Source organism: Bacillus sp. Leaf49 (genome assembly GCF_001426125.1).
Taxonomy (GTDB): domain Bacteria; phylum Bacillota; class Bacilli; order Bacillales; family Bacillaceae; genus Bacillus; species Bacillus altitudinis.
This window is the reverse complement of sequence record NZ_LMRK01000004.1, coordinates 22070-34180: the sequence shown is the minus strand read 5'-3', so window position 1 is coordinate 34180 and position 12111 is coordinate 22070. Positions and strand designations below refer to the sequence as shown.

The 12111-nt window shown below is 41.4% G+C and carries 13 protein-coding genes and 1 pseudogene; 7 read left to right on the top strand and 7 right to left on the bottom strand.

Annotation, left to right across the window (positions count from 1 at the left end; translation table 11 throughout):
* Positions 1-16: 16 nt before the first annotated feature.
* Positions 17-1402 carry a 23S rRNA (uracil(1939)-C(5))-methyltransferase RlmD gene (gene rlmD / locus ASG46_RS04210; RefSeq protein WP_419761756.1) on the bottom strand — a complete coding sequence of 462 codons (1386 nt, stop codon included), beginning with the start codon at positions 1400-1402 and terminating at the stop codon, positions 17-19.
* Positions 1403-1504: 102 nt separating this feature from the next.
* Entirely contained in the window at positions 1505-2374 is an 870-nt protein-coding gene (locus ASG46_RS04205; protein WP_025206934.1) for a DNA-3-methyladenine glycosylase family protein, read from the bottom strand.
* A 433-nt stretch (positions 2375-2807) separates the two neighbouring features.
* Here ASG46_RS04205 and ASG46_RS04200 point away from each other — a divergent pair, with 433 nt between their 5' ends.
* The 3 genes and pseudogenes from ASG46_RS04200 (at position 2808) to ASG46_RS04190 (ending at position 4740) form a co-directional block, all read left to right on the top strand.
* Entirely contained in the window at positions 2808-3314 is a 507-nt protein-coding gene (locus ASG46_RS04200; RefSeq protein ID WP_007496625.1) for a hypothetical protein, read from the top strand.
* Between the two features lie 131 nt (positions 3315-3445).
* Positions 3446-4405 carry a magnesium/cobalt transporter CorA gene (corA, locus tag ASG46_RS04195; RefSeq protein ID WP_007496624.1) on the top strand — a complete coding sequence of 320 codons (960 nt, stop codon included), beginning with the start codon at positions 3446-3448 and terminating at the stop codon, positions 4403-4405.
* Positions 4406-4439: 34 nt separating this feature from the next.
* Positions 4440-4740, top strand: a pseudogene (locus tag ASG46_RS04190) (DUF2716 domain-containing protein).
* 32 nt (positions 4741-4772) lie between these two features.
* Here ASG46_RS04190 and pdaA read toward each other — a convergent pair.
* Positions 4773-5564 (bottom strand): delta-lactam-biosynthetic de-N-acetylase, encoded by a 792-nt coding sequence (gene pdaA, locus ASG46_RS04185; protein ID WP_017358800.1) that lies wholly within the window; start codon positions 5562-5564, stop codon positions 4773-4775.
* Between the two features lie 102 nt (positions 5565-5666).
* On the bottom strand, positions 5667-5858 hold the full coding sequence (locus ASG46_RS04180) for an SE1561 family protein (protein ID WP_003218031.1): 192 nt from the start codon (positions 5856-5858) through the stop codon (positions 5667-5669).
* A gap of 147 nt (positions 5859-6005) precedes the next feature.
* On the opposite strand from ASG46_RS04180, the gene yfkAB reads away from it, so the two are divergent.
* The 4 genes from yfkAB (at position 6006) to ASG46_RS04160 (ending at position 9325) form a co-directional block, all read left to right on the top strand.
* Positions 6006-7127, top strand: coding sequence for a radical SAM/CxCxxxxC motif protein YfkAB (gene yfkAB, locus ASG46_RS04175; protein WP_017358799.1), 1122 nt, complete (start codon positions 6006-6008; stop codon positions 7125-7127).
* Between the two features lie 7 nt (positions 7128-7134).
* Positions 7135-7971: a mechanosensitive ion channel family protein gene (locus ASG46_RS04170; protein ID WP_046527360.1), complete on the top strand. Its 837-nt coding sequence runs from the start codon at positions 7135-7137 to the stop codon at positions 7969-7971.
* A 100-nt stretch (positions 7972-8071) separates the two neighbouring features.
* Positions 8072-8473 (top strand): nuclear transport factor 2 family protein, encoded by a 402-nt coding sequence (locus ASG46_RS04165; protein ID WP_017358797.1) that lies wholly within the window; start codon positions 8072-8074, stop codon positions 8471-8473.
* 132 nt (positions 8474-8605) lie between these two features.
* A complete protein-coding gene (locus ASG46_RS04160; RefSeq protein WP_007496614.1) occupies positions 8606-9325 on the top strand; it encodes a YebC/PmpR family DNA-binding transcriptional regulator in 720 nt (239 codons plus the stop codon).
* A 374-nt stretch (positions 9326-9699) separates the two neighbouring features.
* On the opposite strand, the gene ASG46_RS04155 is transcribed toward ASG46_RS04160, so the two are convergent.
* From ASG46_RS04155 to ASG46_RS04145, 3 genes are all read right to left on the bottom strand, one after another.
* Entirely contained in the window at positions 9700-10482 is a 783-nt protein-coding gene (locus tag ASG46_RS04155; protein ID WP_017366830.1) for a YfkD famly protein, read from the bottom strand.
* 67 nt (positions 10483-10549) lie between these two features.
* Positions 10550-11617, bottom strand: a complete 1068-nt coding sequence (gene cax / locus ASG46_RS04150) for a calcium/proton exchanger (RefSeq protein WP_017366829.1) — start codon at positions 11615-11617, stop codon at positions 10550-10552.
* Between the two features lie 65 nt (positions 11618-11682).
* Positions 11683-12060, bottom strand: a complete 378-nt coding sequence (locus ASG46_RS04145; protein ID WP_017366828.1) for an OsmC family protein — start codon at positions 12058-12060, stop codon at positions 11683-11685.
* Between the last annotated feature and the right edge of the window lie 51 nt (positions 12061-12111).

Below are 12111 nucleotides of genomic sequence, written 5' to 3'. Positions count from 1 at the left end.
TTATTCATTTCACTTTTTATACTCTAACCATCGATACCACGGTCTCCACATGCGCCGTATGCGGAAACATATCCACTGGCTGCATGTATTCGATCTTATAGTCTTTTGACATGTATTCAAGGTCTTTTGCTAGTGTGGATGGGTTGCAAGAGACGTAGACAAAGCGTTTTGGTTTGACTTGTTTGACGGTGTCTAGGAAAGTGCGTTCGCAGCCTGTTCTTGGCGGGTCGACGACGATAACATCGGGACGGAAGCCTTCTTTAACCCATTTTGGCAGCCAGTGTTCGGCTGTGCCTGTCACATAAGTCGCGTTTTTCATGCCGTGTTTTTTGGCATTTTTCTTCGCGTCATCAATTGATTCTTTGATGACATCCATACCTCTTACTTCTTTTGCGCCATCTGAGATCCACATTCCAATGGTTCCAACACCGCAATACGCATCGACTACCTTTTCTTTGCCAGTCAGTTTGCCCGCTTTTTTCGCTTCGTCGTAAAGCTTTAATGTCTGCTTCGGATTCAATTGGAAGAAAGCCCGTGCACTCAATTCAAATGAGACGTCTCCTAAAAATTCTTGGATGACCATGTTGCCAGCTAGGTGCGATGTTTTATGCCCAAAGATGACTGATGTTTTTTCGCCATTGATATTGTGCATAATAGACGTCACTTCTGGCAGACGTTTTTGAATGGCTTCGGCGATTTCTTTTTTCTTTGGAAACTCAGGTTTTGATGTGACAAGGACAACTTGGACTTCACCTGTTTCAAAGCCGACACGCACAACAATCGAGCGCACGTCGCCTTTTCTTGTCCGCTCGTTGTAAACAGATACGCCGAATTTCTCTAAAATTTTGCGGACGACGCCTGTTGTTTTATTCGTTTTCGGATGCTGGACGATACATTCCTTGATCGGGACAAGTTTATGGGAATTCAGCCCATAAAGCCCTGCGATGATGTCGCCGCTATGTGATCTTCCGACTTGGAACTGACTTTTATTTCGGTAGTGCCATGGATCTTCCATACCGATTGTTGGTCTAATGTCGATCTTTTCAACCGACAGCTTTGTATGACGCTCCATTGATTGAATGACAATATCGCGTTTTTCCTTTAACTGCTGCTCGTATGCCAAATGCTGAAGCTGACAGCCTCCGCACTCTTCGTATACTGGGCACGGCGGTTTCACTCGATGTTCTGAGCGCTTGCGGACTTTCCTCACCGTACCTTCTGCATATTTCGCTTGGACATTCGTTGCTTCAACTACTACTTCCTCACCTGGAAGTGCACCTGGGACAAAGACCACTTGCTTTTTAAAATAACCGACCCCTTCCCCATTAATGCCAAGGCGTTTAATGGTAAGCGGGAACTGCTGCCCCTTTTGCAGAAGGGCTCCTTGCTGTTTTTCTTTCACGTTTATTCTCTCCGTTCTATTTAAACCTTTATCGGTTGTCCTCATTTTATTCCATCTGAATAGTATATCACGACTTGGACGAAGAGCGAAAATGCCTTTCAATTATTTATCTGTCTCTATACTTCTCCATAAATAAAGGGAGGCGTAGCTTAAATACGGTGCCCACTCCTTGCTTAAAACTGCCATCTCTTCTTTTGTTGGCTTTTCTGGCAGGTCAAAGTGACGTTTGATCGCATTTTGAATCCCGATATCTGCCATTGGAAAGAGATTTGGTCTTCCAAGTCCATTCATGAGGACATTTTGAACCGTCCAAGGTCCAATCCCTCTAATCGGAAGCAGACGTTCTTCAATTTCAATATCCGTTAAGTCGTGTAATTCTTCTAAATTCAGAGAGCCGCTCACTATTCGCTTTGAGACATCAATCACATATTCCGCTTTTCGCTGACTGAATTGCAGTTTTCTCAAATCATCGGTTTCAAGTGATGCAATGGTTTCCGGTAAAGGGTCAAACCAAACGCCGTCGATTTGCTCACCATACGTATGAACAAACCGTTTCGTCAGCTCATAAGCAAATGCAAGATTGAGCTGCTGATGAATGATGCATTTCATCAAGCAATGATATAGATGGAAATCCAACATAAGCGGCGTTCCGATATGACGTTCAAAAATGGGCGCAAGATTTGTTTGAGCAAAATGGTCATGCACGGCATGTAATTGATGCTCCATGCCAAATATCCGCTTCACCTCAGAAAGGATCGCTTCCTCCGGCCCGTTAGCCTGTACCCGGAACGAAGGCGCTTCTTTTGTTCCTGTCGCTTGAACGACTGCAACGTACGGTTTATGATTCAGCCTCATCGGTACTTTGATTTCTCTTTTATCCAGATCGACCGCCTTTAATGGATCGCTCGACAAACGTCTCAGCACTTGATCGAAGTGATAGGGCGGTTCAACCAATAGGTGTTTTTCCCACATGTTTTTCCTCTTCCTTTCTGTCAACACACGCAGATGTGATTGTTTCACTTTGCATGAATGATTCTCTATATTGAATACTTTTAAATATAAAGAGTACAAGAATTTATCAGTTATATCTTCCTTATTTATGGTCATTCTCCTTTTGGATAGATGAAAATTTTTAGTCGAATTCAGCTAAAATTCGACATCAATCTTCAACATTTTAGGATCATTTTCCTTAAATTAGAAATAGAACCTATGGGTGATATCTTCTATTTCGAAAATATTTGTATAATTATGACATATCAAGGAGGTGAACAAAGGAATTAGCGGATTAGGCAATCATTTGTTTCATCTTGCAGGAACATATTTACCTCATTGATAACCGGCTTCACCTAGTTTCACGTTTTACTAAAAGAAGACCCAAAATTTAAAAACAAAGGAGATCCGACCAATGAAAAAAACAATTCTTTCTGTTGCCCTTGCCACTGCTGTTTCTTCGACACTACCAGTATTCGCTGACGCTGCTGAGCAAAAAACTGCTCCAGTTTCAACAACTATTCAGCAAACTGTGTTAAACAAAGCTGCTGAAGGTAAAGCAACGACAAATGCGACAAATGTTAACATTAACTTTGACGTACTTGGAATTGCCAATGCATTAATTAATGCTGCAAATGCTAACACGAACCGTGAAGGCTTTGTCAAAGGATTAATGGAGTCTGCTTTCTATGCTGCTGGCGCAAAATACAATGTCATGGTCTTTAACTTAAGCCAAGGCTATGAGACTCGTTTCAACGGTGTTAAAACGTTTGCTACTGTTAAATACGGAAGCATTACGTACGGAGTTTGGGTATTTGAAAATGGATCTTTCACAAACAAAGGTGATGGCGGTTACATCAACTGGGCATTTAGAGGTTGGTTCGACCGTAACGGTGGTTTCGTCAACTTCCGTCGTCCTTAATTCTCGCTTTATCCATCAATCATACACGCACATTGGACCGATCTCAGCGATGAGATCGGCTTTTTTATGGTGAAAACGTATAAGTTCACCGCTGCTGCTTCATGATATAATGCAAGTCTGGAGGGGTGCACATGCTGAAAAAACTTGCAGTGACAAAAAACGGCGACTTGATTGAACATGCAACATTGCAGCAGCTTTCAAGCCCCGATATTGCCTGGTATTGGATTGATTTTTATGCGCCAACGGAAAAGGAAGCAGCACTGTTAAAGGAATTTTTTCAGTTCCATCCGCTTGCGATTGAAGATTGCTTCCATTATTTACAGCGGCCAAAGCTTGATTTTTATGAAGGGTATTTATTTTTCGTCCTTCATGCCCTCAATCAAAAAACACTTCGATCTGAAGAAGTCGACCTGTTTGTTGGAGAAAACTATATCGTTACTTTTCATTTGAAGGAAGCCCCCTACATTGATCGAGTCATTCGAAAGCTCAAAGGGTCTGATAAAGCACGAGAGAGCGGGCCAGAGCATATGGCTTATATGCTGATTGACCAGCTCGTCGATGATTATTTTCCTATTATTTATCAAATTGAGGACAGGCTCAATGAAATCGAGGATGAAGAAGGGCATAAAACGTATGGTACTTTGATGAACGAAGTATTCGGTATTCGATCCGATTTGCTCAAACTGCGCAGAACCATTATTCCGATGAGGGACCTCTTATATCGAATTGTGAACACGAATATGATGAAAAGCGATGCAAACCGGCAAGCATATTTTAATGATATTTATGATCATCTATTGAAACTAACAGAAATCGTTGAGTCAAACCGTGATATGACAGCCGATTTACGAGACAGCTATCAAACACTAAATTCCAATCGAATGAATGCCATCATGATGACACTGACCATTGTCTCGACGATTTTTATTCCACTGACCTTTATTGTTGGGGTGTATGGGATGAACTTTGATAACATGCCTGAATTACACTGGAAATATGGCTATTTTGGCGTACTGATTTTCATGGGTTTGCTTGTCTCAGGGATGCTTTTGTGGTTTAAACATAAAGGATGGTTTAGGATTTTCAAATAGTTTTTTTGAGAGAAGTGCTTGAAAGGGAGATACTATGGAAAACTGGATTCCACTGACAGACAAAGAACTAAAGTACGCATGGAAAACATTTGATCAAAAGTTTAAATTTAACCCAAGCATCTCTCGCTTTCCCGGTTTTCAAGCACCATCTCCTTACATCACATATGATATCTCTGGAGAATGGAGATGACTATTTCTTTTTATCAAAAGAGATGACCTGGGGTTTACTAGGACATCCTTGGGAGCAAAGCATCACGATTTTCGGTGAGGGCTTGATTGACTCCTTTACTCGTCATCGTCCCCTTTTGTTCCAGCGTAAAATAAGAGAAGGATAAGTCAAAAAGCTTGCAGTGTCTGCAAGCTTTTTCTATAGCTGAGGGAGATGCCATACTTTTTCAAGCATGAGATCGTCTAAGCTTTTAAAGGTATATCCTTGTTTTTTTAAAGCAGTGATGGCATCATCAAGTGCCTCGGCATTGTCCCTTGAGACGGTATGAAGTAAGTAAATGGCACCCGGATGCGCCTGTTTCATCATTTGATTGTACGCATACTGTTTTCCTTTTTGATGGTGGATATGCCAATCTACAAACGCTACTGACCAGAAAACGGTTTGGTAGCCAAGCTGTTTCGTTTCCTTTAGTACCCTTTCACTGAACACCCCGCGCGGTGGACGAAGGTAGAGGTTATCTTGTTTTCCTGTGATTTTGTATACCGCTTCATTGACACGATCTAGCTCTTCTTTGATTTCTTTCGTACTCTTTGTTGTTAAATCTGGATGGTGATAGGAATGGTTGCCAATAATATGACCTTCCTCTGCCATACGTTTGACGAGCTTAGGCTGGTCCTTTACGAAGTGCCCAGTCACAAAAAAGGTGCCGGGTACTTGATGCTTTTTCAGCACGTCCAAGATTTTGGGTGTGTACCCATTTTCATAGCCATTGTCGAATGTAAAATAAATCTCTTTCTTTTTCGTATTTCCTAAATAGAAAGCATCATATTTCTTTAAGAGTGTCGTCAGTTCCTTGCCAGCATCTGCTGGCTTGTGCTCTTTGCTTTTAGCAAATCCCCAATGAATCGGCTGATTAGACACGGCTTCTAAGTTTGAAAAAGGCATCGATACAAAAAGCACACATAGACAGATCAGTATGCATTTTTTCATTTACGTCACTTCCCGGTTTTTCTTCTATTGTGCAGAATATACCGGGTACTCATACACTTTTTGACCTGCCAATTTAAAGAAAAAAGCCCGCATCAGCGCGAGCTATTCTTCCTTCCAATCGGTTTTAAACCGTTCATATTTCGCTTCTAGGTCGTCAATCATCTGGATGAGTCTGTCTATATCCTCAACGTCTGTGGATTCAGGATCTAATGAATCAATCACATTCATAAACATATCTAATCGGTTCTTTAAATAATCAACCTGCTGTTCTTTGCTGTCTGCTGCCTTGCCCATAGATACACTCCCTTTAGCATTTGTTTATAGCTTATCTTTTTTTCCTTTGTAAATCAATTGTGTCCCCTCTTGCGTATAACGGTGATGGGGCTTAAAATTAACTGTTGGCGGGTCTATGTTTGCCCGAATGAAAAGGAGATAGATACCATGAACCAAAAAACAGCACTTCGTCCGATTACACCTGCATTCGACCCTTGGGAAGCCTATCTCGATGTGCAGGATTACGGAGAAATGAAGCTGACAAATATTGAATTGACGACAACGACGTTGTGTAACATGAGATGTGAGCACTGTGCGGTTGGCTATACTTTGCAGCCAAAAGATCCGAATGCACTGCCACTCGATTTACTGCTTCGCCGTTTAGATGAAGTACCGCTCTTGCGTTCCCTTAGCATCACAGGCGGAGAGCCGATGCTGTCTCTGAAATCTGTACGGGAATATGTCGTTCCTTTATTAAAGTATGCCCATGAACGCGGCGTCCGTACCCAAATTAATTCGAATTTAACACTTGATTTGGCTCGATATGAAGAGATTATTCCATACTTGGATGTCCTACACATTTCACATAACTGGGGAACAGTCGAAGAGTTTGCTACGGTTGGTTTTGCAATGATGGACCGAAAGCCAACCTTTGAGCAGCGCGAGAAATTGTTTAACCGCATGATTGAGAATAGTCAAGCACTTGTGAAAGCGGGTGTAACCGTATCTGCTGAAACGATGCTGAATAAGCGTACGCTTCCTTATATTGAACACATCCATCGTCAAATCGTGGACGAGATGAAATGCCAGCGTCACGAAGTTCATCCGATGTATCCAAGTGATTTTGCCAGCGCCCTTGAATCATTGTCACTTCCGCAAATGCGGGATGCGATTCATCAGTTGCTCGATGTTCGTGATGAGAACACATGGATGCTGTTTGGCACATTGCCATTTTATTCATGCAGCACAGATGAAGAAGACCAGCGCCTCTTGACTCGATTGCGTCAAGCGAAAAATGTGACAGTACGAAATGACCCTGATGGCCGTTCACGGTTGAATGTGAATATTTTTGATGGGAATATTATTGTGACAGACTTTGGCGATACACCGCCATTAGGAAATATTGAAACCGATACGTTGCAATCAGCTTATACACGCTGGATGAACACAAAATTGGCAAAAGAACTGAATTGTCATTGCCCAAGTGTGCAATGCCTTGGTCCAAATGTTCTTGTGAAAAACAGTTATTATCAAGATGTTGATTTTACTTCTCGTACAGCCAGGGGGTAACCGATAGATGGACGAAACATTTCTGACAGTGGTCAAGAACAAATACATTGAAATTCTCCTTGTTGGACTCATTCTTTGGCTTGCCGTCTTTATGATCAACAAAGCGCTTCAGATTTTCTTTAAACGAACTGAATTCATTGAAGATAAAAAGAAAAAAACGATTGAGAGCTTGGTCAAATCGGTTTCAAAGTATACAGCTTCCATATGTTTTGTCTTATATGTGATTTCTCTATTTTTTCATGACTTTGGGAAGATTCTTGCGGGGGCTGGTGTTGCTGGAATTGTCATTGGTTTTGGCGCTCAGACCTTGATTCGTGATATTTTAGCCGGCATCTTCCTCATTTATGAAAGGCAAATTCATAAAGGTGATTATGTGACGGTCAATAATCTTTTTAACGGAACCATTGAAGAAATTGGTCTCCGGTCTTTGCAAATTAGAGAATGGAGCGGCAAGCTTTTAACCATTTCAAACGGAGACATTCGTCAAATCCAAAACTACAATATGCACTACATGCGTATCACAGAGTCAGTCTTGATCAGCGCAAACCAAAATCCTGACATTGCTTTCAAGGCGCTAGAAACAGCATGTGATCACTTAAATCAAATGCATCATGATTTACTGAAAAAAGATGAATTCCAAAACGCCATTGAACCTTTTCAGGTTCATGGCATTATGGGGCTCAATAAATTGAATCGCGGGATTGAGATCACCGTAAAAGGAATGGTCGAGGATGAAAAATACTTTGAAGCCGCCCTCGCTGTGCGAAAAGAAATGATCACACAACTTCATCAGCATGATGTGAAATTGCTTGAGGATCTCGTCTATCCACAGCCTACAAAATAACCTCATTTGTGATGAGGTTATTTTTTTGATTGTTTTTAGTTAACCAGTTAATTATAATATTATATAGTTCACCGGTTAACTAAAAGAAAGGATGTTTACATTGAGAAAAACTGAAGCGATTTTTTTTATTAAGCAAATGTATCAAGAGGTGTTAATCCAATTAGATATAGAAAAGGTGGAGACTTATTTTTCTTCAGATTATCAGCAAGTCACTGATGGAAAGGTCTCTTCCCTTGATGAATTTAAAAAGCATCTCTCCACATTAAAAGTCATGACCAAACAGCTCGACATCCCCGCCTTTCATGATATGTTGTTTGATGAAGAGACTCAGCAAGGGTGTTTTCGTTACACTGTACATGTTGAGCTGTCCACAGGAGACCATGGTCTAATAGATGTGATGGCGTTATTTACTTTATTAGATGGTAGAATCATTCGGTGTGATGAGCTGACTAGACCGCATGAGAAAAATAAGACGCTTGAACAACTTGGACATATCAGCTAAGGAATTCTTTTCTTTTCAGCCGTCTTACTTCTATCCTCTTGACTGATTCATGTATAATAGAAAGCAGATTGATTTCATGCAGCATGGGGACCCTCATACTGTGTATTTACTAATTGAAAGAGAGTGAATAAGATGGGTCGTAAATGGAACAACATTAAAGAAAAGAAAGCATCAAAGGATGCCAATACAAGTCGTATTTACGCAAAATTCGGGCGTGAAATCTATGTGGCTGCCAAGCAAGGTGAGCCAAATCCAGAATCAAACCAAGCACTTCGTTTTGTCCTAGAACGTGCAAAAACATATAGTGTCCCAAAACACATTGTGGACCGTGCGATTGAAAAAGCAAAAGGCGGCGCAGAAGAGAACTTCGATGAGCTGCGTTACGAAGGATTTGGTCCAAACGGATCTATGGTGATCGTTGATGCCCTGACCAATAACGTCAACCGCACAGCGTCTGATGTTCGTGCAGCATTTGGGAAAAACGGCGGAAATATGGGCGTCAGTGGATCTGTTGCTTACATGTTTGACCAAACAGCGGTGATCGGTGTCGAGGGGAAAAGTGAAGAAGAAACGCTTGAACTTTTAATGGAAGCAGACATTGATGTACGTGACATTATGGAAGAAGATGATACGGTGATCGTCTACGCTGAACCAGATCAATTCCATCAAGTTCAAGAAGCGTTCAAACAGGCAGGCGTAGAAGAATTTACTGTCGCTGAAATCACAATGCTGCCTCAAAACGAAGTGACATTAGATGATGAATCGAAAGCACAATTCGAGAAACTAATCGATGTATTAGAAGAGCTTGAAGACGTGCAGCAAGTTTATCATAATGTGGATTTAGGGGAATAATCAGCTAAGCCATCGTAGTTGTTGGATTCATTCAACTTCCGCGTTGGCTTTTTTATTGTCTAGGTAAGGTTTACGTTCTACTCAAGACCATGTAATATGAAGAAAGAGTCGTTTCCACAAATAACCAAGGAGCTGAGTTTCATTTTTAAAACATGGTGGTTTTCGTATTATGGCTTTATGATCCTCCCTCTTATTGGCCTATGCTTAATTTTCAACAATTTGACGATATTCACTAAAGTCTTTCTCTTTCTTTTCTTTGTATGGTTTTTATATAACGCCTTTGATTTTTACATTCATGAAATGAAAAAGAAAAAAGATAGGACATCTTAATCAAAAAACAGTCATCTCCCCTTGGTAAGAGGAGATGACTGTTTTTAATTCATCCCTTGAAACCCAAACGTCAGGTGATCCTGAACAGGAATCCAAGCGCCGATTCCTTGTGAGGTCACATTTTTTACGACAAGTTTGCGTTTATTTCCCTTGAGCACAAGATACACTTCTCCGTAAGTAACCTTTCCTTTTTCGTTAATGGCTGGAGCGTATGCATGCAGGGTTGCTGCTTTTTTCGGAGATACGTGGTAAGACTGATCTCGCTTTGTTCCTGCACCAATCACTGTGTCGAAGGCGAGCGGAAGTTTTGTTTTTTGGATGGCTTTTTGCATCATCAATGTTTTCACATCTTCTGGGTTTGGTACTTTTGCAGTGAGCCCTCCACTTACTTTTACTTGTTGCTTTTGCACGTATTTGCCGATGGCTGTTTTGTTTCCGCCTCTATTATCAATGTGATTCGTGTTCACTTTTTTGTATTCCCAATTGGCGACGGTTTCGTTTGAATCATAGCTAAGTGCCCATCTTCCAAGAAAAATCGTTGCCCTGTAGCCAACTGCTAGCGGTGTACCTGAGATACTGGATTCATTCAGCATTTTAATTAAATGTGTATTTTCAATTGGTACACTTGTTGTTTTAAATAATTCGGCCGTCAGCTCGCTCGGCTGTAGCAGCGGTTGATCTTGTGACGCATTTGGATACGTATTTTCCTTTGAGATACTGGCGACAGACGATGGCACCTTAAACGGCTTTGCTGCCTCGGCTGGAAAGCTGTATAGAAAACTTAAGGATAAGAGAACAACAAACATGATGCGGGGCATCTTTTTCATATCATCACTCTTTCTCATTCATTTTTCCATAGTATTTTCCCGAAAGACGTCCCTTATCCACAAAAGATTATAAAAGGAAAAATCCAATCGCCATAATGAAATAGGCAGCGAGCAATGTAGCACCTTCAAACCAGTTCGTATCCCCATCATTTGAAAGGATGACCGTTAGTAAAACAGAGGATGCCATGGCAATGAGCTCTGGTAATGAGAAGATCAGTGGCATTTGCTTTTCAAAAAACAGAGAGCTGATCACAAGGATCGGTGCGACCATCATGGCGACTTGAAGCGTAGAACCGAAAGCAATTTCCACTGCGACATCCATTTTGTTTTTATACGCCATAATGACAGCAGAAGCGTGTTCTGCTGCATTACCGACAATCGCAACAATGATGACCCCAATAAACAGCTCACTCCAGCCAAACTGTTCTCCGACTGTGTCAAATGTATGGACGAGCCGCTCTGAAATATACGCCACAGCAATTGTCGCAAGGAGTAAAATCGCCGTGGCAAACTTCCCAGACCACTCTGGTGTTTCTTCTTCCGTCGCTGCTTCCCCTTCCGCAATTTCCTGCTTGGCAACATAAACACCTCTGTGGCTGACCAGTTTGAAATAGAGTGCTGCGACATAAAGCAAAATCATCACGATGCTAATGCCGATACTTAAAACAAATTGACGATCTTCTGCCATCCCCATGGAAAAGACTTCTGGAATGACAAATGCCACAATAATCGCAAACATAAGCAGCCCAGAGTTATGCCTTGCATCGTGGACATTGAACTCCTGTCGTTTAAATTTCAATCCGCCAACGAAAAAAGACAGTCCAGCCACAAGCAGTAAATTGCCGATCACTGAGCCAGTGAGTGAAGCAAGGACAATGGCGGTGAGTCCTTGTTTTAATGCAAAAAATGAAATGATTAATTCCACTGCATTTCCAAAAGTAGCGTTTAATAACCCACCAATTCTTGGTCCCGCTATAATGGCAAGACTCTCTGTCGCTCTTCCCATAAAACTTGCAAGACCGATGATGGCGATACAATAGACGGCGAACATGACAGCCTGCGGGAAATGAAGAAAACTGCCAATTACAGATAATGGAACACCAATTGCGACAATCACAAGAAACAAACGATTCATACAGCCAATCTCCTTTACATCATATCTGACTGTTATTCTTTCGTGAGTGCCGGCATCATATACATTTAGATTCGTTCGTGTGAAAGGGTGATATCAATCGTTCCTTTCACGGATTGCACCATGGAACAATGCTTCAACGCAAGTTTCATTACTTTTTCTAGCTGTTCATCAGAGGTGCTGATGTTTTCAAAGATTATATGTAAATGAATATGAGTGATTTTGTTTACAGGTCCTTCTCTTGTCGTTTCAGGTGTAATGGTCAGCCCTTGATAGGATATTCGTTTTTTCCGGCATACATGAATGACCATTTCTCCAAAACAGCCCGCAATAGCCGAGGTGAACAATTGATACGGCCTGTATCCCGCTTCTTCATTTCCTGAAATATGTAGCTGCCTTTGATCAGCATTAGCGACCCACCGATCATTTTCGTATATCAGCTTCATTCCTTTTCCACCTTTCTATTGAAACCCCTATGGTTCCATTGTACGATGAAA